Here is a 24,215-nt window from a genome sequence, read left to right on the forward strand (position 1 = left end):
TATATTTATTATTTTTTAAGATTAAATGGTTAAAATAGTAGCAACTGTTCAAGTGAGGTTTAACTATGACGGCAAAATTTCTCACAGAAATTAATTTTCTGCCTTTTCACCTATATTTTGATCACATATACAACGTTTAGCTCAATTTAAAAGTCAAACTTCTTGGTTGTTAGTTTAGTGCTGACAACTTAAATAGCTTTTAATATTGAGGTTTTAGTATGGGTATAGATATAACTGCACTAACTACTAATGCAGATAAATTAGGTGAATGCATAGATAAAAATAAAAAGCAAGAGCAGGATAGAAAAGACGAGCAATTGTATGGCATTATAGAGAGAAAGGTAAAAAAAGAAGAACACAAGCGTGAAAAACCAAGAGGTCAAGATGGAACCCTCAAGAAGTGTAAAAGGTTATTTGAAAAAGATGCTAGTCCTGAAGTATTAACTAAATTAGAAGAATCACTTAGAGAACAAGAAAAATATTATAGGTATTATGTCCAATGCTTCCTTCCAGTGCTAGATAAAGCAATAGAACGATCGAAAAAAATATCAAATGAAACAAAAGAGCGAGTAAAGCAAGCAATTTCAGAAATTACTTATAATAGCAAATATTGTAACCAAAATGATCGTAGGGACAGTGGAATTGAAAGTGACTACAGTAGCGATGCTGGTGATGATTATGAGAAACATTCAATCAGTAATCCTAATACAGCAAATGAAGATCAAGAAGTAGAGAAAAGCAACGAAATAACAAATAGCAATGCTCTATTACTAAAAGCGATCAAAAATGGAAATAACAGGAAATTTGAAAAATATCTAAAAGATTGTACGGATATTAGCAGCATAAAAAATGAAAAAGGAAACAATATTTTACACCTTATCGTATCGTTGGAAAAGAAACAGAAACGCAAGTTTCTAGGTATTCTAATAAAAACGGTCACCAAGAAAGATCTAGCACAACTCATTAATAGTGAAAATCAAACCCCTCTTCAGGTGGCACTAATTAACAAGATAACAAAAGAAAAACATGAGTCTCACACAATCCAAGATAACGATAACATACTTAAGTTTCTTACAAAATTGTTAGAGCATGGAGCCAGCCATGATCAGTTAGAATTACCTGAGGAAAGCTTAAAAAAATTGTCTAAGGGGCAAAATGAATACTATTGTAAATTTTTAAAGAAATTAGCTAAAAAGGCTGAGCTAAAGCAGGAAATAAAAATCAAGACAGAAGCAAAAGTTAAAGAAATTGTGGCACATACTGTAAACACTCCAAATAGTAATAGTGATTATCCGTTACATTTAGCAATTAAAAATAATGATAAAGAACTTTTTAAAGAACTATTGCAAGAGGGGGCGAACATTAGCCTTGAAGGTGCAAATAAAAATAATGCCTTACACCACATTGCTTTACTTAAAGGAGAATATAAAATCAAATATTTGAAGTTAATATTAGATTTTGAAAAAAAAGGAGTAATATCTTCAGAAAAATTGCATAAGGCTATAAACGCTCAAAATAAAGATGATAAATATCCAGCGCAAGTTGCTTTAATTAGACAAACAGAGAAGATACCTAGTAAGTTAAAAGACTTTTCTAGGTGGGTTAGATCAAGGCCCACAAAACATTATTATACTGCTGAATTTTGTGCAGAATTGTTACAAAATGGTGCTGAGAATAAAAGTGACCATATAACAATACCTAAAGAGCATCGTAAGCAAAAATATTATCAGACTACAAAAAGAATCAAAGATATAACAGGTGTTAGCCCTGACCCAGAAACACAAGAAGAACTTGAAGAGCATTTTTCTAAGAAGAATGCTCGTAAGAATATAAGTCTTCCAGTAAAATGGATACTCGGAGGTTTAATTTTTGCAACAGTATTTAGTGCTTTAGCAGGAAACATGATAGCTGCAGCCGCTTTATCGGTGACCATAGCGGTTTGTGCAATGTGTTACCCTATTTACTTAAAGTTAGAAAATGCTCTTAATGCTAGAGCATCAGATCAATCAGAGCATACAGAAAACCCAGCTACTAAAATGAGCGATGTATCAATACTACGTCAATTCATGAATAAGCTAGATGGGCTGACTAATAAACCCTCTTCTCTGGCGCTATGAAATCAATCTCACCGCTCAGAGTTTTTTCAGCCACTTTTTTATAATCAATTTTTACGTTAATTTGCCCTTTCTTTTCTTCAAGCCACGCTATAGTGTGCTTCATCCAGTTTTTGTCATCACGTTCAGGAAAGTCTTCACGAGCATGTGCACCTCTGCTTTCCTCGCGATTAGCTGCGCATTCCATGGTAATAACCGCTTGTGGGATCATGTTAGCAAGCTCCAGCGCTTCAACTAAATCACTGTTCCACATCATACTGCGATCCTCAAGTGAAATATCAGGCATCATTTTTGCTACCTTTTTTATAGCTTTTTTGCCTTCTTCTAAAACTTCAGCAACACGGAAAACTGATGCGTATTTTTGCATAGTGTTCTGCATTTCACCGCGTATTTTTGCTACTTTTAGCCCACCGGAAGCAAATCGCATTTTATTAAATCTATCTACTATCCAGTCTGTGCAGTCTGAATGCAATTTTTTATGTGGTGTACCGGACTTTAGCTTCTCTTTTGCTCTGAGCGCTGCAGCTCTACCAAAAACCACAAGATCAAGAAGCGAGTTAGAGCCAAGTCGATTTGCACCGTGCACAGAGACACACGCAGCTTCTCCAATTGCAAATAGTCCATCTACTACCTCTTCCTTACCTTGCTTCAGCGTGATCACTTCTCCATAATAATTGGTTGGAATGCCACCCATGTTATAGTGAACAGTCGGAATGACCGGTATTGGATCTTTAGTGACATCAACTCCAGCAAAAGTTCTTGCGGTTTCGCTGATGCCCGGCAATCTGAGTTTTATTACTTCCGGATCAAGATGCGCTATAGTTAAATACATATGATCTTTTTTTGGTCCAACCCCCCTTCCCTCTCTAATTTCAATTGTTATTGCGCGACTTACCACATCACGGGAAGCTAAATCTTTTGCTTTTGGTGCGTAACGTTCCATAAACTTCTCGCCCTGAGAATTAACGAGGTACCCCCCTTCACCACGGCATCCTTCTGTCATCAAGCACCCTGAGCCATATATTCCTGTTGGATGAAATTGTACAAATTCCATATCTTCAAGTGGTAATCCAGCCCTTACTACCATGCCATTACCATCACCTGTGCAGGTATGCGCACTTGTTGCAGAGAAATAAACACGTCCATATCCACCTGTTGCTAGCACCACTCTATGCGCACGAAATCTATGTAATGTGCCGTCGCATAGCGACCAAGCAAGAACTCCGCAGCATGTTTCGCTATCCATAATTAAATCAATCACAAAGTATTCAACAAAAAATTCAGCGTTGAATTTAAGACACTGCTGATATAGAGTGTGAAGGATTGCGTGCCCAGTCTTATCTGCTGCCGCACAAGTGCGCTGCGCTGATTTTCCTTTACCAAAGTGAGTTGTCATTCCACCAAAGGAACGCTGGTATATTTTGCCATCTTCTGTACGAGAAAAAGGTACGCCAAAATTTTCAAGTTCAATAACAGCTTTAGCAGCGTTTTTACACATATATTCTATTGCATCTTGATCACCAAGCCAGTCTGAACCTTTTATTGTGTCATATGCATGCCAGCGCCAATCGTCTTCACCGATATTACCTAAAGCTGCACTAATTCCGCCTTGTGCTGCAACTGTATGACTTCGTGTAGGGAAAATTTTAGAAATGCAGGCAACTGAAAAATTAGTTGCAGCCATCCCAAGCGTTGCTCTGAGCCCTGCTCCACCTGCACCTACTACTACCACGTCATACTCATGTTCTATGATCTCATACGCTGACTTATCCATATTTACTTATTTTATCATTACAGGCTTATGATATCACAGAAGTAGAAAAAATCTATACAAGTTTTCTATAGTTAAGACGTCATGCCGCCGCGGCGCTAACAAGTAGCGGGATGACAGCAATCCTACGTCATACCGCCGCAGTATCTCAGCCACTAACACGTAGCGGGATGACGAGCTTATTGTCATGCCGCCACGAACCGTCATACCGCGATTCATTCGCGGTATCTCTAGATCCCGCTAACAAGCAGCGGGATGACGATTGTCGTTTAGCTATAAACATTAAGAAATTTACCAAATGAAAAAAAAGGCAAAAGAAGCCCTGGGGTTATTATCTGCTTTAAAATATTGGCGTTTTTTATGTTTTAAACGCTTGACAAGCAAGATTAAGCTGCTTTTAATTGCAACTAACTTACGCTGCAAATGTTTAAGAAGTTTACTAAGCAGAAAAAAAGACAAAGAATCCCCGAGTTAGCTAGTCTTTTACTATCTCTGTCGAGTATTGGCATTTTTTGATGTCTTGTAACGCTTTATAAGCGCGTTCAGCTTATTTAGATAAAAATCTAGATGTAGATGAAGTTTTGTAAAGACATACAGTATCTATATACTGCAAAAAATTGAACATGAGACGCCGATACATTAAGTAATCCTTACCTTTTAATCTGCAGATTGGCGAAAGCAAATACAATAGCTTCAATTTTATGATAAGGGGGCTGGCGGAGTTTGTCAAGAAATTTTCTTATTTCATTTAAATTGCTTGTAACCTTCTTATACACTCATCTTTACCAAGAATCACCATGATATCAATGATTCCAGGTGCATCCATTACTCCAGTTATAGGGGCGCGTAATGAGTGGTATACATCGCTTATTTTCATATCGTGCAATTTTGCACATTCCTTGATCTGAGAAGATAAAAAACCCTTATTCCAATTTTCATCACCGATCTTTGACAGAAATGACGCAAGTAACTTGATTATATCGAGGTTAGATTTGACAATTTGCTCAGCCTCTTCACTTAAATCAAGTGGCGGATCTTGAATATAAAATTTTGCTAAATCCAATAATTCGGTCAGGTAGTTTGCTCTTTTTTTTAGCTCTGTCAGTCCCTGCAGTAAATAGCCCTTTTTTTTATCAGTTAGAGTATTTTCTCTAAGCATTAGAGTCAGAATATCTTCATTGCTCATATTACTAATATAGTGGTTATTCAAATGCTCCAGTTTTTTGAAATCGAGCCGTGCAGATGAACGACCAATACTTTCTAAATTAAACCACTCTATTGCTTGCTCATCGCTAATAATCTCATCGTTGCCGTGACTCCAGCTAAGTCTCAGCAAGTAATTACGCATCGCTTTTGGCAATATTCCCATCTTTTCATAATCGCAAACGCTTGTGGCACCATGCCTTTTGGATAGCTTATTCCCATCTTCCCCATGGATAAGCGGCACATGTGCAAAGCGTGGAATGTCAAAATCAAGAGCCTGGTATATTAGCAGATGTTTAAAGGTATTAGTGAGATGGTCAGAACCACGTATTATATCAGTTATTCCAGCATCATGATCGTCAACTACCACAGCAAAAATATATGTTGGAGTGTTATCAGAGCGTAAGATCACTATATCATCAAGCTGGTCGCTATTTACTTTGATTTGGCCGTATATTTTGTCATCAATGACGATCTCTTGCGAATCTGGCACTTTAAAGCGGACAACTGACCTCACACCCGATGTCATTCCAGCGCGTGACCACATATTTTTCCAGTGTCGGCTACTTGGATGACAAGAAGGAGGTTTTGTAGTACATTTATGCTTGTATATCTTGCCCTCTTCTCTTGCTTTTGCCTTCTTTTCTGCAACTTCATCTTCAGGGCAGTAACAGTGATACGCCCTACCCTTTTCAACTAAAAGGTTTGCTACTTCTTTATGCCGCTCTATTCTTTTTGACTGATATACTATTTCCCCATCATAGCTCATACCGAGCCATCTTAGCCCTTCTATAATTGCATCAATTGCTTCTTGTGTTGAACGTTTTCTGTCGGTGTCCTCAATTCTTAGCAAAAACCTGCCACCATGATGCTTTGCATAGAGCCAATTAAATAACGCAGTACGAGCTCCTCCAATGTGCAAAAATCCTGTTGGTGATGGAGCAAATCTCGTGACTATACCTGGCATATTTGTCTGTTACAGTAATGTAAATGATGATAGCTAAAATTTATGTTTGTAACAATTTAGAATTTATTTGTTCTGAGAGATAAAATTTACTTATTTTTCATAAATTGTGTTGTATAATTTAGTATTGGTTGAATATAGCGAGGTGAGTTATGGATGGACTTGTAGATATAGCAAAATTGCTTTCAGATAATGAAGCTAATATCAATTGGCGTTACACCGGCCCTTTTGATAAAACAAAACAAAGAGTACAGGCAGGTAATCTCCTGCATTTAGCTGCAAGAATACAAAACAAAGGTAAATTTGTAGACATTTGTAAGAAGAACATTGCTTCTGTAACTGCGCATAATGAATATGGAAATAATCCATTTCATGAAGCAGCAAGAAGTGGAATTTTGCTGCCTGCAGTACAAGAGATTGTGAATGACTTAGAGAAGGAAGCTAATAACAAAATTACGAAAGCAGAAGAAGCTGGAGATCGGAAAGAAGTAAGCAGATTGAAAGAGGAACTCAAATGTAATAAAAAATATATTAAAGATGCGCTCTGCAGTAAAGGCTATGCTTTTAATAAGAAGAGGGAAACTCCTCTTTATTACTTAAATGCTGCACAACAGAAAGAAATTAAGCAAATCGCAGGCATAAAAGACAGCTTTATATGTAACCAGAAGTTTCACCTGTGCTTATATATAATAGGAGCGATAGCATGTATCGCTGCTTTATGTTTGTCTTTATACTTTTTATTTTTAGTTTCTCAATCTTTTGCACTAAGCTCGATGGTTGCAATAGCTTCTGGCGGAGTCACATACCTGTCAGTTAAAGCATGTAGCGAGATACATGCCTTGCATAACGAAAGCACTTTTTAGTGGAAAATGCTAATGTACAACTTGCAGGAGAAAGTTTAGGTGTTTGATGAAGCTAGAAATTACTTGCAGGCAATGATATAGAAATTTACTTTCTTAACTTCAGAAAGTATACTCATACGATGATAGAAAAGAAGTACAGTAAGATTTTAATAGCAAACAGAGGAGAGATTGCCTGCAGGATTATCAGAACTGCCCATAAGATGGGTATATCTTGTGTGTGCATATACTCGGATGCAGATGTAAATTCTGTGCATGTAAGACAAGCAGATGAGTCAAGATATATCGGCCCTTCGCCATCTTGCCTCAGTTATTTAAACATTGAAAAAATATGTGAAGTAGCAGTTGAAACAGGTGCTGAGGCAGTTCATCCTGGCTATGGTTTTTTAGCAGAGAATCCAGATTTTCCACGTGCTCTTCAAAAACATAATATAGACTTCATCGGTCCCAGTGCAGAAACAATAGAAGTTACAGCCAACAAAATAACAGCAAAAGAAGCTGCAAGAAAAGCTGGAGTGAATGTAGTGCCAGGATATATGGGTAAGATCAGCGATGCTGCCCACGCAGCTCAAGTTGCTAAAGAGGTCGGTTTTCCCGTTATGCTCAAAGCTGCATCAGGCGGTGGTGGCAAAGGAATGCGAATTGTAAACTCCAAAAAAGAAATTGAACTAGCATTTACATCAGCCACAAATGAAGCAGAGAAAAGTTTTAAGGATGGCAGTATCTTTATAGAGAAATATATAGAGTTGCCAAGACATATTGAAATACAAATCATAGCAGATAAATATGGCAATATAGTTTGTCTTGGAGAAAGAGAATGCTCGATACAAAGGAATAATCAGAAAATAATAGAAGAAACGCCAAGTCCATTCATTAGTGAAGAAGTAAGACAAAAAATGTATGTTCAATGTGTTTCTCTGGCAAAGCAAGTTGGCTATTTTTCAGCAGGCACTGTTGAGTTTGTTGTAGATAAAGACCAAAACTTCTATTTTCTTGAGGTAAATACGAGATTGCAAGTTGAGCATCCAGTAACAGAATTTATAACTGGAATAGACATAGTAGAAGAAATGATTAGAACTTCCTGTGGAGAGAAATTGAGATTCAATCAGGATGATATTAAACTTACTGGTTCTGCAATAGAAAGTAGAATTTGCGCTGAAGACCCATCGAAGAAATTTTTCCCTTCCAGCGGAAGAATAAAATATTACGATAAACCGGGTGAAAATGATTATGTAAGAATAGATGATGGAGTTGCTGCAGGTTCAGAAATTAGCATGTTCTATGATTCGATGATTGCCAAAGTGATAACATATGGAAAAGATAGAGTAGAAGCGATCAGCAGAATGCAAAAAGCATTGTCTGAATGCTATATAGAAGGAGTAACAAATAATATAGAATTTCTAGAATCCATCTTCCATCACCCAAATTTTATCGCAGCAAAGCTCCATACGAGATTCATTCCAGATCATTACCCTAGTGGGTTTCACGGCGATTTTGTTACAGAGGAGTATATTAAAATATTTATTTTCACTGCGTTATATGTTCATTTGGAAAATGAAGAAAGGTACCATCATAAAGCAGTGAATGAAACATCTCAGGTGTCATTCCAGTGCGTGACACTGGAATCTAGTAAAAAAGAAGGGGCACCAGTATCAGCTACTCGGATGGCAGGTGACCGTGCAAGAGATTTATTCATAGTGAATATAAATGACAATGAGTACTCCGTAAATGCAAAATACCAAGATAATATATTAATAACGGTATATAATCACAATAAATACTCCGTTATAGGCAAGTGGAAATCAAGTTATAGATTGCTATATATCACAATTAATGACGATACCAATATAGCACTTAAAATAGAAAGACAAGGCAGCAAGTACTTCATAAGGCATGCAGGCATGAAAGCTGAGTGTTGTATATTTAAGCCTCATGTAGCTGAATTAAGTAGGTTAATGCTAAATAATGAAACAGAAGGGATTTCAGCAGATGCTGTAAAATCCCCAATATCTGGTTTATTAGTTAAATTGCACGTAAATGTAGGAGATCAGGTGGAAATAGGACAACCTTTATTTGTGGTGGAGGCAATGAAAATGGAAAATATCATATGTGCTGAAGCAGCAATGGTGATAAAAAATATTCCCGTTCAAGAAGGAAAAAATGTGCAGATTGGTGATGTAGTCTGCTTTCTTAAATAACATAAGAAGTACAAACTTGACCCAAACAAGATAAATGAAAACACTTGATGAGCTATGGCAATGGCTATTGGTATGTGCAATAATAGAGTAATTACACCTAAAATGATCTGAATGACGACGGAGAGCAGCATAATATATACCGGTTTTATGCTAGCATTTTTTACTGTGAGTATTACTACCAAAGTTAGTATTAGCAATGCCAGTGCTCGATGTATAAATTGCACTGTCGCTCTGTTCTCAAAGATATTCAGCCATGTAGGCTGTAAGAAAAATAAATCTTCTGGAACGATTTGTCCGTCCATTAGTGGAAAGGTATTGTAAATTAGACCAGCATTTAATCCTGCAACAAATGCGCCGAAAATTATTTGTATCATGATCAGAACTAAAATAATTCCTACGTAGTACTTGGTGTTACAACTAATCTTAAGTTTAGTTTGCTTTGGCCTGATTTGGTAATCAAAAAATTGATATGAAAATAATGCAAAGATAATTAATGCTAATAATAAGTGAAGTGCGAGCCTATAGTGGCTAACATGAGGCTTGGCTACCAAGCCGCTTTTTACCATATACCAACCAGCAAAAGCTTGTAAAGCTCCAAATAATAATGCCACAAATAGCTTTATTACTACCTTTTTAGATATTTTTCTTCTTAATGTAAAATATATAAATGGCAGGACAAAAACTAAACCTGTTAGTCTTGCAACCAATCTGTGTACATATTCTATTAAGTATATAGCGCGAAACTCCTCCATACTAATACCATAGTTAAGTGCTTTATATTCAGGTGTAGCTTCGTATTTTAATTTTTCTTGTAGCCAGTCTTGTTCACTCAGTGGTGGTAATGTTCCAGTAATGGGTTTCCACTCCGTGATTGACAATCCTGCTTTTGAAAGTCTGGTAAATCCACCAATCCCTACCATGAGAATTACCATGACCGAGCAGAGAAAAAGCCAAATAGCTACAGGTTTTGCTTCCATAAACCATGCTGAGTTTTGTTCCATCGCTCAGGGTAAAGAATAAATTCCCATAAGGCAAGAAAAGCTGCAACACTATGTAGCAGACTATAGACCGGAAAAAATATCGATACTATATAAAAATAAAAAGGCATCTTTTGCTGTTTGACAGCTATTACCAAAAGAATCAGGTTAGTAACGTATACCACTACAAAGTAGTACAAAAATAATTCATTTAAAACTTTAGTTAATATCAATGAAAGCAGTAAAAATGGAGTAGTAAAAAATATAAAAGCTGCAGAGCCAACAAAAAGATTCAATAGCAAAATTCCCTTAAATCCAGTGTGTTTATAAAGTGACTTTATATTTTTTAAATGAACAATATAAGTTTGCATATAGCCTTTGATCCAGCGCGCTCTTTGCTTAATCCAAGCAAATACAGCAATTGGTGACTCTTCCAATGTTTCTGAGTCAATCATCCTGGTTTTATATCCCATTTGCGCAAGTCTCAAACCAAGGTCAGCATCTTCGGTAACACTATAAGCATCCCAGAAAAACACTTCTTTTAGAATTTTTACTGAAAAATGATTACTGCTACCACCCAAAGGTATCGGCATGTTCATTTTTTGGAATCCAGGCAATAAGTATTGAAACCAGTTCATATACTCCAGAGAAAAGAATTTTGTGAGAAAATTATAATCACAATTGTAGTAATTTAATTTCGCCTGTACACAGGCAAGCTTATCGTCGTCCTTATTAAATTCAATCAGTGCTTTTTTTAACTGCAATGGGTCTGGTTTATCGTCCGCATCATATATTACTGCATACTTTCCTCTAGCAAAGCTCATAGCATAATTGCATGACTTGGCTTTTGTTCTAGGCAAAGAATGAGGCACTTTTATTACTTCAAAATACTGCGGTAAAGTGTACTTTTCTATAGCTGCTAGCGTTTCTTGGTCATCACTTTCTACCTGAAGCTTCACATCTAATTTTGATTTTGGATAATCCAAACTTTCAATGCTTTCGATCAATTGCTCTATCACTGCACTTTCTTTAAAAGCAGGCAATAAAATAGTATATATAGGAAAATCTTCTTCATTCAGCTTACTATAATCCACTTTTTGATTAGAGGTTTCACATAAGCTAAAAACTGTAGCTATAAACTTGAATAAATAACTAGAACATCCGATTATAAATATCAACATCAAAGCAAAATATGTATATTTCTCTGTTAGTGTTAAAATTGAAGTTACAATAAAGAAAGAAGCAAAAAATATTGAGCTTAGTTTAATGCTTTTAGCTGAAAAATTAGGATTCTTGTAATATAAGTAGTTGCTTGCAAATTCTGAAATACCAAAGTGCGAGTTAAGAAGATTTAAAATCTGTTCGCTATCCACTTTTATTAATACATAGTCAATGCCGTAATGAGCTTCGACCCAACGGTTGATATCTCGGCTTGTGTCTTCAACCATAAAAAAAGTAGTATCATTTAATTTTTGCCAAGGAATTATATTAAATTTATAGTAAAAAAGTTTCTCTTGCTCTTTGCACAAACTAGAATCAAACTTAATTTTTTCTACATTATCAGCTTGAAGTATAGGCATTAAACCTAATGCAATTTTTTATTTAAGTCACGTGAAAATGAAGATATGACCTCGCTACTACGCTTATCATCTTTACGTTCATGCATTATTTTTTTTACAGCATCAGCAGCTATACTCGCTGTGTTAGCCTGTAAATCTCCAAGAGCTTTTTCAACTTGGTCAGTGACTTTCTTTAAGTTAGAATGGGCATTGTCATCTAATGTCTGATCTAGCTGCTGTCTATTGTGCTTAATGATACTATTAGCTTTATCAAGTGCTTCATTCATCATTTTATTAACTTCTGCATCTAATTCTTTGTATTTTTTAGAAGATTTTTTGTAATACTCCAACATATCTTTCCTGAATTTTTCAGTTTCTTCACTTGAAAATTTGCTTTTGTTACGCTTATTGTTAAGCGCATTTTTTATCACTTTCTTTAGCAATTTATACGAAAGGACAAAACTTACCAAGAAGGCAAGACCGATAATCAGTGATGTAGACATAAAAACCCCTAAAATTCTTTGGACACCAAGTCAGCAATAAATTCCTCTTCAATTTCAGAATTAGTCAATTTAGTATAATAAATTAAAGCAATACTAGTAGCCATTTGTTTTAACTGATCAGTATATTCAGATTTAAATTCTGCCACTTTTTTTTCAATAAGCTTGCTCTTTTTTTTATCTTCCTCTTCTAATATATTCTTAACATTAGCTCTCATTTCTTCTACCTGAGCAAGTGCATCATCTATGATTTTTTTTGCCTGTATTCTAGCTTGGGTTAAAGCTGCGTTATACTTGGTAATCTGATCTTCCGTAAGTCTTAAAAGATGAACAGAACTATTAAAAGAACCCAATACTTCTTTACTTCTAGTGCTTATTATTTCATCTAACTTTGGCAAAAATAAACAACTTACTACGAAAAAAAGTGAAGAGAAAAAAATTAAAAACCAAAAAACTTGACAAAAGAAGGTTGAAACATCAAGCTGTGGCATCTGTTAAGCAGCAAATATTAATAACATTGCAAGTACAAACGCAAGTAATCCCATGATTTCAACCATGGCAGCACCAATATAAACATAACTTTTCATTTTACCTTCTGATTCAGGGTTTCTCGCAATCCCATTTAACATAGCAGAGAAGATATTAGCTATACCTAAACCAGCGCCGAGCATTCCAAACACAGCTAAACCAATTGCTATAAATTTTAAAGCTACTAAATCCATATATTACCTTTAATTATTTCTTTATAATATAATTGTAAAATATTCTACAAGGAAGTCAATTACTTTACTGCATCTGACAAATATACACATGTTAATATAGTAAATATATAAGCTTGTAAAATTGCAACAAATACTTCAAATCCTATCAATGCAATTATGAACAAAAACGGCGCAGGAGTGAAAAATATGTTCATATTTACAATAAACCCTGCTATCACTTTGATGATTGTATGACCAGCAATCATATTTGCTGCAAGCCTTATTGATAGGCTAACCGGCCTTACTAAATAAGCAAACAACTTAATAATAATTATTATAGGTGCAAGCCACGAAGGAGTTCCTTTTGGTAGCAATATGCGTAAAAATTCTACTCCCCTTTCTTTAAATCCAACAATCGTTATATAAATAAAAACCACCATCGATAAAGCGAAGGTGACTATCACATGACTTGTGACCGTGAAACTATAAGGAAGAACACCAACTAAATTACACGATAAAATGAAAATAAATACTGTGAATATCAATGGAATGTGCTGCAAGCCTTTGCTTCCAGTGTTATTTTCTATTATTGAAATAACAAAATCATATACATACTCAACTGCAGCTTGCAAATATCCTGGTATTACTGACCCCTTCTTTATTCCAAAAAGCAAAAAGAGTATCATCAATATCACCGAAATCATCGTGAAAAAAGATGAATTGGTAAAGCTTACGTCATACCCAAATAACCTAGGTAACTCTATTATTGTATATACCTTAAACTGTTCCAGTGGATTTAGTGCCATTTTAATCTGAATTATAAACAGTAAATAAAGTATGAATTTTATAGGACAAAGTCAAGAATTAAGATAAGGCTCTGTATTATTATAACATTAACATATTAACAAAATATGTAATTAGAATGTTAATTACAGTCAGCTCTGTATTTTAAAATTTACTAATCTTGTTAAATTATTCAATATCTTGACTTAATATCTTATTTTGATTATAATTTAATTTTTAGTGAGGTATATAATGAACGAAATAGATTTTATTAACACTAATCATCCTTTAAATTTGGAGCAGGAATTTGGAGCAGGAATTTGGAGCAGGAATTTGGTAACGGATACATCGAATCAGTAGATTGTTTCCTTGACGAAGATACTCGCGATTATTACATAGGACTCAACAATGCAATAATACACTTCTTTTTTGATGGTAACATTGATGAGGATGCCTGGGATTATGAAAGTCTTAAATTCTTTCTGGAGATAGATTTAAAAGGTGATATAGAAAAAATTCTTTCTCTTCGCAAGAAGATATAAAGTTACAAAAGCTTCTACATCATAAACAATGATGTAGAAGTATTCCACTACAACAAGCTTTAAAAGCACTACATTTTATATTACAATAACTTTTTCACTTCTTTTTAGGTCCATGAAATTCACATTATCTTGGTTATTAGAGTACTTAGAAACCAATGCGAGTTTAGAAGAAATTACCGATAAATTAACTCACATAGGGTTAGAAGTAGAAGATGTGATCGATAATTCCAGATTGACTGGGTTTATCGTTGCAGAGGTATTAGAAGTCGTACCTCATCCAAATGCTGATAAATTAAAATTATGTAAAGTAGATGACGGAAGTAAAATTCTACAAATAGTTTGCGGAGCAAACAATGTTAGAGAAGGTATGAAAACTGTGCTTGCATCTCTTGGTAGCACATTGCCAGAAAGTGATTTCACAATCAAGCCCACAAAAATACGAGGAGTGCTAAGTGAAGGGATGCTCTGCTCTGCTTCTGAACTTGCGCTGGTTCAAGAGGAAAGTGAAGGAATAATCGAGCTTTCCGATGATTATAAAGTAGGGGATAAATTTTTCAATTGTGACCCTGTAATTGATATAAATGTTACTCCAAACCGTGGAGATTGCTTAGGCATTTATGGAATAGCTCGCGACCTTGCTGCAACTGGAATTGGGACATTAAAGACTTTAAGCATTCCACAACTTACCAGCTCCATAAATTCACCAATCGATGTTGAAGTTACTGACGGGGAAAGTTTTATTAGTGGAATATACATCGCCAATGTAAAAAATCAAGAAAGCCCAAAATGGTTAAAAGATAGGCTGGAATCGATAGGAATGCGCTCCATTTCTGCAATAGTTGATATCACGAACTATATTATGATATCTTTCAGCCGCCCAATGCACGCGTATGATGCAAAAAAAATAGAAGGAGAGCTCACAGTACGCAAAGCAAACGACGGAGAAAAATTTGCTGGTTTGAACGGTAAAGAATACTTATTAAACAAAGACATAAGCGTTATTGCAGGTGATAAAAATATTCATGGAATTGCTGGAATTATAGGTGGTAAGTGCAGTGAATGTACTCTTGAAACTACTGATATCTTTTTAGAGTCTGCTTGGTTCGATCCCATCTCTATTACTAAATCTTCAAGGCAGCTCGGCATCTCCACAGACGCTAGTTACAGATTTGCACGTTCAGTTGATCCTGAATTTACTTTTGATGGACTCAACCTTGCAGCTAAAATGATTCTGGACTTATGTGGTGGAGAAACCTCAAGCGTAGTGTCTGCTGGCAGTTTAGATAGTGCTGACACCAAGGTGAGCTTTGATTATCAGGATGTGAACAAGTTTGGAAGTGTGTCTGTATCGCCTGATGAGGTGCTTGATATCTTAACGAAACTAGGGTTTAGTATTGATAAAAAAACCGAAGGCAATTGGAATGTACAAGTACCAAGCTGGAGACCGGACGTGACAATACCGGCTGACCTAATCGAAGAAGTAACAAGGATATACGGCTATGACAAAATAAAAGAAGAACCACTACCAAATAATGTTGAAGAAGTAGATAGTACATACGACAATTTGCGTATTTTGATGACAAACAGAGGGTTTCATGAAGTGCTAACCTGGTCGTTTATGAGTGAATCAACAGCTGAAAAATTTGGTTACTCGAATAAGTTATTTATCATCGATAATCCGTTTAACAATAGCTTTAATATAATGAGACCAAGTATTATGCCAAATTTATTGCAAGTTACTGCTGATAATATTGCCCATGGAATATCTGATCTTGCAATCTTCGAAATCGGGCCGATTTACGATGGTGAAGCTCAGTCTAAGTATGTTTTAAGTGGAATTAGGTCAGGAAATAATTTACCGCGAAACCATTATAATACTGATAGGAAAGTAGATGTTTTTGACGCAAAGGCTGATTGCATAGCAGCTTTGGAGTTTTTTAACGTTAATTGTGATAATTTAACGATAGAGAAAGCAGAAAAAGAACATTACCACCCAGGAAAGTCAGGCACTCTCTCTTTTAAGAATAAAGTAGCAGGTTATTTTGGAGAGTTGCATCCTAATATATTAGATCTTTTTGATATCAAGCAAAAAGTTGTAGGTTTTGAGGTAATACTAGAAAATATTGAAAATTTACCTGTAAGTAGAAAGAAATTTATCGATTATAAATACCAAAGTGTAAAACGTGATTTTGCATTTATAGTAAATAAGGATGTGGAAGTAGGTAACATAATCAATGTGATAAAAAAAAGCTCAGAGCTCATCACAGAAGTTTTGATATTCGATGTATACCATGGAAATAATATAGAACCGAATAAGATGTCTATAGCGTTGTCAGTTACTTTTTGCTCTCCAATCCACACTTTAACTGAAAAAGAGATCCAAAAAGAATCAAGTGCTATAGTTAATTTAGTATGTGAAAATACCGGAGGAACTTTGAGAACTTATCGTTGAGTCACAATCATAGTTTCCTGCCGTTGCTGTGTCACACTTACTTCATCCAATTTATTTCCAATATTGAATTCAATATCCTTGGAAAATCTATCCCACATTCCATGCAAATGCTCTTCTATTTTAGGCCACACATCATTTTTAAATGTTACCCCATCACCAGAAAATAAATTACCTAAAAAGGCTCCAATACCTTCATAATTTGACTGAAAATATTGAAGAAATGTCTCTCCTTCTTTATAAGTATTATGTGCCACATTTAACGCTTTTTTCTCTGTAGTCTCTTTATAAGCATTTGATGCTCCAATCTTTATTGCACCAAACATAACTTTACTCCAGTTCTTAACTTTCTGTACACAACCTTCACTATTTCCTGGTATATTATTTATTATATTTTTTGTCAAATTGTCTATCAAAGGAGATAATAAATTTTGACTAAAATGTTTGATATTATCTTTTGTTTTAATTACAGGATATTTGATGCGTTTTTCTGCTAAACAGTACTCCAGTTCTGCTCTTTCTAATAACTTCTTGATTTCTTTTTCATCAAAAGTTTCAAGCTTGAATACCTTCAGTAAATCATCTTCTATTACTGCAAATTTTATTTTTTCACGAGACGTTAGTTCTTCTTTATAATCATTTTTTGTTTCTTCATTTATCAATAATTCTTTTTTGCCTAATTCTAACTGTTTTAATGCTTTCAGAATTTCTTCATTCCTTTTTAAGAGCACTTCTATTGATCTTGTACCCGGATGCCCTTTTTCCCTGTTATTTTGTTCAGCTTGTAAACGCTTATTTTGATCTTTGAGTGTTTGTTCTAATGTAGATTTTTCTAAATGTCCTTCATCTTGCACGCGAAAAGCTTCAATTATTTCTGCTAGACCTGATTCACCATATTTTCTTAATTTCTTGCATAAACGTAAAACACCCTTTTTTTGTTCTCGAAGTAACCTTTGCACTTTATATTTTTTTATTTCTAAATACATCTTTTCTATAAAGTCATTTATTTTAGCTGAAGCTTCCTTATCCGATGGAACCTTTACTTTTTTTTCTAAATCTTCAAGCTGCTTCCTTAGGCTTTGCTTCTCCTTATCCGGTATATCTGATTGACTTAACTTACCTTGAACTTTTTTCATTACTGATTTTATCAGCCTGCGCTCAATCTCTTGATCATCATATTCGAATTTAAAAAGGTCTTCTAACCCCCTTTTTAAGGTGTCATTTGTTAAGCTACTGTTTTCATGTATTTCTTTTAATTTCTTATATATATTGTTACACCTTGTTTGACCTATTCCTCTTAAACTCTCTAATTCCTGTCTCACTAAAGAATTTTTTATCTCATCTTCCAGCGAAAAATCTTCTCCCCGTCTATCTCGCTGAAACTTAATTGCTTGTATAAAGGCAACTTGATAAGCACTTTGTATTAAGTGACTTGTCAAATTAGGACCTATACTATCTACCACTTTCGACTTGAATTCGTTCAATAATTCCTTCAATTTATCATATGTAATCTCTTTCTTTTCTAGCTTTATCAGTTCTTCCATAGTCTTCGCAAATTCCTGAATAGAAGTTGCAAGCACATCCTTGATTTCATTGCGTAAGGGCTTAAGACCATTTTTTAAATTGATGTTAGTTGACAATTTCAGTACGATGCTATGCTCTGAATTCCGCGTCACATCAAACCACTTGTTATTTTCATTTTCATACAAATCTCTAAGCAATCGTTTAAATTGCGGTGGAAATTCTATTTCCATATCCCACGCAATATTTGGTCCAGTAACTTCCTTTTCATGAAAAGACACCTCAATATTTTGATGCTTATTAGAATACTGCCCCATACTTATTTTAAGAGTAGTAACTAAAGAGTGAGATAAATCTCTATTTAAAAGATAAAAAGTAGCCAAAGCAATTGTTGCAGGAACAACTAAGGCTACAAGTACAGCCATATTAACAAAAATTGCTATTGCAGCAAGAACACCATATGCCAATCTTTTTGGCACGCCAGTTTCACTCTTTTTTGTCTTATCTTCCCCTACACTGTCTTGTGTCTTGCTGTTTGCTTGAAATCTACTGCATACGACTAATCCCAGTGCAGTAAAAGCAATATAAGGAAGCATTAAAACTGACAGAGCTAAATTTAATATTTTCTTTTCTGGGCAAGTTCTATTTATTTCCTTAAATATTTCGCTTGATATATTATACCAGGAAGTAAAAAAATCAGAGTTATAATCTTTATAATGAAATATACTGAGTGGAACGTTAAAATTAGCTAACGGCTCTTGTTCTTCCACAGCATCAAAAAATTCTTCTTCCTCTTCTGAAGTAGCAAGACCTAAATTATTCCCTTCTTCTACATTAGAAACAGCTTCCATAGCATCAAAAAACTCTTCTTCCTCCTCCAAAGTAACAACAGATTCTGCTTTACCTAAACCACCACTATTGTTAACAACTTCTTCATAATCATCTGCAACAGCTTTATTCATATTATAACCTTATCCAATTACCTTAAGTATAGCATAAATACTGACAATCTTGCAACTTTATTAAAAATTTAACGCTCAATACTAACACTTAAATCCTGATATTCCTTAGAATAGAAGTTAGTTCCAATTTCTGTATTAATGTCCAAAGATAAGGCAAGGGTCTGCTCTTTTATATATTCAAACCACGTATTTATTGCTTCCTTAATTTTCTCTTCTTCTGTTTTGATTATTACTCTGATTCTATCTGATATATGAAAATCAGCTTGTTTTCTGGTTTCTTGAATGAGCCTCACGACATCTCTCGCTAACCCTTCTAGAATTAATTCATCATTTAGTTCAGTATTTAGAATGACAATCCCTTTATTGTTATCAAATACAGAGGAATATTCACTGTTTGCTTTTAACAATAGTTCATATTCGCCTTTTTCTATAATATAGCTCTCTGATTCGTCTCCTAGAAATATCTGCTCATTCTCAACTTGCTTCCATTTTCCCTCCTTGACATATTGAACTAGCTTCTTGATTTTGTCTGGAATTCTTTTCCCAAGCAGTGGGAAATTTAGCTTTAACTCTAGTGATGCAATACCTTCAAGTCTGTTTACTAATTCCAAGCTTTTTACATTCACCTCATCTTTTATCATCTCCTGGTACTCATTTGAATCTGCAGCACATTGGATCCCAGTGTCAGCTACTTGGATAACAGGAGAGAACTCTGGGATGACAGAAAGCGGTTCACCTTCAAGAAAACTACAGGAAGACTGATGATAAATGATCATACTGCTAAGCGGCTGTCTGATACGTATATTAAAAGTGTTTCTGATCGAAAGTGCAGAGTTGCACACCTCTCTCACTAGATCCATCTTGGCAATGAGCTGACTATCAAACTTCTCTAATTGTGGAAAATTAGCCAAATGAACAGATGTTTCTTCATACTTAAGCCCTTGCCATATATTCTCTGTTATAAGTGGCAACAAAGGAGCTGCAGCTCTTAGTATGTAATAAAAAACCGTATATAGAACATTATAAGCATCAGTTTTATCCTGATCCAAATCACTTTTCCAAAAACGCTCGCGACTGCGACGAATATACCAGTTATTCAGCACTTCAAAAAAATCTATCAGAATTTTGCAAGCCTCTTGGGAGCTATAGCTGTTCATAGAAGCTTGGATACTTTCTACAGCTTCAAAACATTTGGAAATCATGTAGCGATCAATAGTACTTTGATAATCCTTACAAACTTCAGCTTTAATTCCATCTGCATTTGCATACATAGTAAAAAAGTGATAACTGTTCCAAATAGGTTTTATTACGTTTTTCAGAACATCTCGTATTGAGTTTCCTTCTTTATCGAGTAGCAAATTACCACCACAAATAATAGATCCAGAAAGCATAAGAAAACGCAGTGCATCAGAACCGTATCTATCAAAAACCTCCATTGGATCTGCATAGTTATTCAAACGTTTGGACAATTTTTGCCCTTTTACATCCAAAACAACACCGTGGCATATGCAGTTCTTAAATGGTTCCCTATTAAACAAAGCAGTGGACAATACAAAGAGCGTATAAAACCACCCCCTGGTTTGCGCTATGTATTCAGTGATAAAATCCGCAGATTCAAACCACTCCTTATTTTCAAACGGATAGTGGATTTGCGCAAATGGCATCGAGCCAGATTCAAACCAGCAGTCAAACACGTCAGGTACACGGCGCATAACTGATTTTCCTGTTGGATCATCAGGATTTAGTCTTGTTAAAGTATCGATAAATGGTCTGTGCAAGTCGTCTATTTTAACATTAAAATCTCTCTCCAGTTCTTCTATTGAACCATATACATCTACTCTTGGATATCTCGCATCATCTGATTTCCATACAGGGATTGGCGTACCCCAGAATCGATTGCGTGAAATTGACCAGTCGTGTGCCCCTTCAAGCCATTTTCCAAATTGACCATCTCTAATGTGGTTTGGTATCCAATTAACTCTCTTATTTAGCTCTACCATTCTGCTTTTGAATTTTGTAACAGCAACATACCAAGAAGGCATAGTTCGATAGATCAAAGGAGTGTCAGTTCTCCAGCAGTGTGGATAATTGTGAATATATTGCTCAGTCTTAAACCAACTTCCCTGCCCTTTCAATTTTTTTATTACTGTATCATTGGCATCAAAAACATGAACCCCTGCCAAATCTGAAACTTCAGCAGTAAATTTTCCACTGTTATCAATTGGACAAATAACTGGAATATCATGGCTTTGGCAAAGGTAAAAATCTTCCTCACCAAATCCAGGAGCAGTATGCACAACGCCAGTACCGTCTTCTTCCGTCACATAATCAGCAATAAAAACGCGAAATGCATTTTTTGTGTCTTTAAAATAGTCAAACAGTGGTTTGTAAGAAAGACCTGCAAGATCATTCGCTTTAAGTTTTATATTGCAGTTTTCATATGGAATATTGTTTTGTTCAGAGTGGCTGATAAATTTCTCTAAGTAGCTTTCAGCAAAAATGTATATTTCACCATTCATTGAACTTCCTTCACTACTCCCTGTCATCCCAGTGCCCAGACACTGGGATCCAGAAATAGATTCCAGCGTCACGCGCTGGAATGACATCAAAGGGTGGACTGACACTGCACAATACTTAATATCTTTTCCTATTGCTAAAGCCAAGTTGCTCGGCAACGTCCAAGGAGTTGTAGTCCAAGCAAGTAATTTACACTTTCGTTTAACACTTTTAAATTGCTGTGGGTTTTCTAAAAGCTCAAATGCAACAGTTACAGCTTTGCTAACTTTTTCTCTATACGCGTTATCAAGCCTTGTTTCGAAATTAGATAATGGAGTTTCGCATGCCCAGCTATATGGTACAACGCGCACTGATTCATACACCAGACCCTTATCATAAAGCTGCTTGAATGCCCACATGACCGACTCCATGAATGATTTATCCATAGTCTTATAGTCATTGTGAAAGTCTACCCACCTTGCTTGCCTATTTACATACTTCTCCCACTCTGATGAAAATTTCATCACAGAAGTACGGCAATGATCGTTAAATTTATCTATACCAAACTTCTCTATCTCAGTTCTACCAGATATTCCAAGTTCTTTTTCTGCACCCATCTCAGCCGGCAATCCATGGCAATCCCAGCCAAATCTACGTTCAACCCTTTTTTGAAGCATAGTTTGATATCTTGCAAATGCGTCTTTGATGAAACCAGTGAGTAAATGTCCATAATGCGGAAGTCCATTTGCAAACGGAGGCCCATCGTAAAAGACAAAACAATTATCCTTGGAACGTTCTTCAACTGACCGCTCAAAAACTTTGTTTTCCTGCCAAAATTTTATGATTTCCTTTTCTAACGATAAAAAATCAGGACTACTTACTGTATCAGGATAATGCTTTGACTTCATGTTCGCTATGTAAAACTAAAGAATATAGGGCTTTCTGAAAAATTACAAATTCAAAAATATTTCCGTAGCTCACACCCCAACAAACTATTCTGCCGAGCTTCCAATACCTTTTTTTAAGTTTTACTTGCAGTTTTTATTGTTTTACTTAACATTAACCCAAGCTTTAGGGGTATTTTATGGATCAGAAGACAGATAAGTTTCCACAATTTTTAAAAATGTTGTGCTTTGTTGAAATGTGGGAACGTTTCTCTTACTATGGAATGAGGGCACTTTTGGTCCTATTTTTGACTTCTCACTTAGGTTTCACTGATAAGAGGGCCTTTACTATTTACTCATTATTTGCTGCAACAGGTTATGCTATACCAATACTTGGAGGTTTTTTAGCTGATAAGTTGATGGGATTCCGCAACATGGTGTTGCTTGGAGGGATAGTGATGATAGCAGGTCATGCTTGCATGTCATTGGTTAAGTTTGAACCAGGTTTATTATATTTAGGTTTATCTCTAATAGCCATAGGTACTGGTATGTTTAAAGGGAACGTAACTAACTTACTTAGTTCATGCTATGGCAAAGACGATCCTGAACGTAGCAGAGGCTTTACTTTATTTTACGTAGGTGTGAATATTGGAGCAATATTGGCTTCTATTTCATGTGGTTATGTAGCCCACTTGTTTGGCTGGCACTACGGCTTTGGTTTAGCTGGTATTGGGATGTCTATAGGGCTAATCTTTTTTCTCAAATTTCAGAATCTTTTAGGAGATAGCGGCCTTTCTCCTTATCCAGAGCTTATGAATAAGCGCATATTAGGGATTAAAATTTTTGGTATAGTATTGATAGGAAGCTTTCTGTCATCATCAATAATTGCTAAAATGCTTATACATAGTGAATTTTTTACTAATATGCTCATATTTATTGGAATAACAGCTCTGGGCATATTTATTTATATAATATCTAAATTATCAGCAGAACAAAGACGAAAATTAGTGGCATTATCTATTCTTGTGGTATTTTTCTTGTGTTTTTTTGCTTTAGAAATGCAGCTTGGCTCTTTGGTTAACTTATTCACCGAAAGAAACGTTATTAACAATGTATTAGGTATAACAATCCCAGCTTCAGTTTCTCAAGCCATAAATCCTTTGTCAATTATAATATTTGGCTTTCTTTTTGGAACATACATGAAGTTTAAGCAAAAATATGCAACTTCCATGTTTACCCTTGGCCTTCTGACAATGGCTATGTGTTTTTTCACACTGTACATAGGATGTTTAAACTCTAACATTGAAGGTAAAGTAGAATACTTATATTTAATAATTGCTATCTCCTTTATGGGACTGGGAGAATTATGTATTGCTCCATTAGTCCAAGAACAAGCAACTACACTAGCCCCCAAAAACCTTAGAGGAGTAGTGATGGGTATAGTAATGCTGTCATTAGCGTTTTCTAACCTAGCCGAAGTTGCAATATCAAAATTTATGTCAGTTCCTTCAGTAAATGGTAAAATAAATTATTTAGAATCTTTAGAAATATATAAAGAGGGTTTTTTAAAGGTGGGAATATTTAATTTAATGCTCGTTATTGTATTTTTATTCTTCTTCAATTTTATACATAAAGTTGTTACTAACTCATCTTGTACAAAAAATTGATATAGGTAAGCTCAAATTTGTAGGTTTAAGGTATCCGTTCAGCAGAGGTAGCAATTAAATTTTG

At 35.2% G+C, this 24,215-nt stretch carries 16 protein-coding genes; 6 read left to right on the plus strand and 10 right to left on the minus strand.

Features of this window, described 5'->3' with window-relative positions; translation table 11 throughout:
• Positions 1 to 218 precede the first annotated feature (218 nt).
• A complete protein-coding gene (locus J4T77_RS01485; RefSeq protein ID WP_190321246.1) occupies positions 219 to 2,117 on the plus strand; it encodes an ankyrin repeat domain-containing protein in 1,899 nt (632 codons plus the stop codon).
• Here J4T77_RS01485 and sdhA read toward each other — a convergent pair.
• Positions 2,089 to 3,888, minus strand: a complete 1,800-nt coding sequence (sdhA, locus tag J4T77_RS01490; protein WP_010962592.1) for a succinate dehydrogenase flavoprotein subunit — start codon at positions 3,886 to 3,888, stop codon at positions 2,089 to 2,091. The genes J4T77_RS01485 and sdhA overlap by 29 nt on opposite strands.
• A gap of 745 nt (positions 3,889 to 4,633) precedes the next feature.
• On the minus strand, positions 4,634 to 6,055 hold the full coding sequence (gltX, locus tag J4T77_RS01495; RefSeq protein WP_190321245.1) for a glutamate--tRNA ligase: 1,422 nt from the start codon (positions 6,053 to 6,055) through the stop codon (positions 4,634 to 4,636).
• Between the two features lie 149 nt (positions 6,056 to 6,204).
• Here gltX and J4T77_RS01500 point away from each other — a divergent pair, with 149 nt between their 5' ends.
• Positions 6,205 to 6,915: an ankyrin repeat domain-containing protein gene (locus tag J4T77_RS01500; protein WP_190321244.1), complete on the plus strand. Its 711-nt coding sequence runs from the start codon at positions 6,205 to 6,207 to the stop codon at positions 6,913 to 6,915.
• A 119-nt stretch (positions 6,916 to 7,034) separates the two neighbouring features.
• Entirely contained in the window at positions 7,035 to 9,110 is a 2,076-nt protein-coding gene (locus tag J4T77_RS01505) for an acetyl-CoA carboxylase biotin carboxylase subunit (RefSeq protein ID WP_070356813.1), read from the plus strand.
• Here the strand turns inward: J4T77_RS01505 and J4T77_RS01510 are convergent.
• The 6 genes from J4T77_RS01510 to J4T77_RS01535 are packed head-to-tail and all read right to left on the minus strand — an operon-like array spanning position 9,059 to position 13,653.
• The gene (locus J4T77_RS01510) at positions 9,059 to 10,087 is read right to left on the minus strand and encodes a COX15/CtaA family protein (protein WP_038198748.1); all 1,029 of its coding nucleotides are present in this window, start codon (positions 10,085 to 10,087) and stop codon (positions 9,059 to 9,061) included. The two genes, J4T77_RS01505 and J4T77_RS01510, sit on opposite strands and share 52 nt — an antisense overlap.
• Positions 10,069 to 11,667 carry a glycosyltransferase family 2 protein gene (locus J4T77_RS01515; RefSeq protein ID WP_038198745.1) on the minus strand — a complete coding sequence of 533 codons (1,599 nt, stop codon included), beginning with the start codon at positions 11,665 to 11,667 and terminating at the stop codon, positions 10,069 to 10,071. Before J4T77_RS01515 ends, J4T77_RS01510 begins: the two co-directional genes overlap by 19 nt.
• Positions 11,668 to 11,672: 5 nt before the next feature.
• A complete protein-coding gene (locus J4T77_RS01520) occupies positions 11,673 to 12,149 on the minus strand; it encodes a F0F1 ATP synthase subunit B family protein (RefSeq protein ID WP_070356812.1) in 477 nt (158 codons plus the stop codon).
• 8 nt (positions 12,150 to 12,157) lie between these two features.
• Positions 12,158 to 12,637 (minus strand): F0F1 ATP synthase subunit B family protein, encoded by a 480-nt coding sequence (locus tag J4T77_RS01525; protein WP_190321243.1) that lies wholly within the window; start codon positions 12,635 to 12,637, stop codon positions 12,158 to 12,160.
• A 3-nt stretch (positions 12,638 to 12,640) separates the two neighbouring features.
• Positions 12,641 to 12,868 (minus strand): F0F1 ATP synthase subunit C, encoded by a 228-nt coding sequence (locus J4T77_RS01530; RefSeq protein ID WP_006014985.1) that lies wholly within the window; start codon positions 12,866 to 12,868, stop codon positions 12,641 to 12,643.
• Positions 12,869 to 12,927: 59 nt separating this feature from the next.
• Positions 12,928 to 13,653, minus strand: coding sequence for a F0F1 ATP synthase subunit A (locus tag J4T77_RS01535; protein WP_022626288.1), 726 nt, complete (start codon positions 13,651 to 13,653; stop codon positions 12,928 to 12,930).
• A 297-nt stretch (positions 13,654 to 13,950) separates the two neighbouring features.
• Between J4T77_RS01535 and J4T77_RS01540 the strand changes: the two genes are divergently transcribed.
• Both J4T77_RS01540 and pheT read left to right on the plus strand, forming a co-directional pair.
• The gene (locus J4T77_RS01540) at positions 13,951 to 14,172 is read left to right on the plus strand and encodes a hypothetical protein (RefSeq protein WP_223823093.1); all 222 of its coding nucleotides are present in this window, start codon (positions 13,951 to 13,953) and stop codon (positions 14,170 to 14,172) included.
• Between the two features lie 112 nt (positions 14,173 to 14,284).
• A complete protein-coding gene (gene pheT / locus J4T77_RS01545) occupies positions 14,285 to 16,624 on the plus strand; it encodes a phenylalanine--tRNA ligase subunit beta (RefSeq protein WP_010962581.1) in 2,340 nt (779 codons plus the stop codon).
• On the opposite strand, the gene J4T77_RS01550 is transcribed toward pheT, so the two are convergent.
• Both J4T77_RS01550 and J4T77_RS01555 read right to left on the minus strand, forming a co-directional pair.
• Positions 16,615 to 19,104 (minus strand): hypothetical protein, encoded by a 2,490-nt coding sequence (locus J4T77_RS01550; protein WP_190321242.1) that lies wholly within the window; start codon positions 19,102 to 19,104, stop codon positions 16,615 to 16,617. The genes pheT and J4T77_RS01550 overlap by 10 nt on opposite strands.
• Positions 19,105 to 19,172: 68 nt before the next feature.
• Positions 19,173 to 22,508 carry a class I tRNA ligase family protein gene (locus J4T77_RS01555; protein ID WP_190321241.1) on the minus strand — a complete coding sequence of 1,112 codons (3,336 nt, stop codon included), beginning with the start codon at positions 22,506 to 22,508 and terminating at the stop codon, positions 19,173 to 19,175.
• A gap of 176 nt (positions 22,509 to 22,684) precedes the next feature.
• Here J4T77_RS01555 and J4T77_RS01560 point away from each other — a divergent pair, with 176 nt between their 5' ends.
• Positions 22,685 to 24,151, plus strand: a complete 1,467-nt coding sequence (locus tag J4T77_RS01560; RefSeq protein ID WP_190321240.1) for a peptide MFS transporter — start codon at positions 22,685 to 22,687, stop codon at positions 24,149 to 24,151.
• The last annotated feature ends 64 nt before the right edge of the window (positions 24,152 to 24,215 follow it).

Source organism: Wolbachia endosymbiont of Drosophila innubila (assembly GCF_021378375.1).
Classification (GTDB): domain Bacteria; phylum Pseudomonadota; class Alphaproteobacteria; order Rickettsiales; family Anaplasmataceae; genus Wolbachia; species Wolbachia pipientis.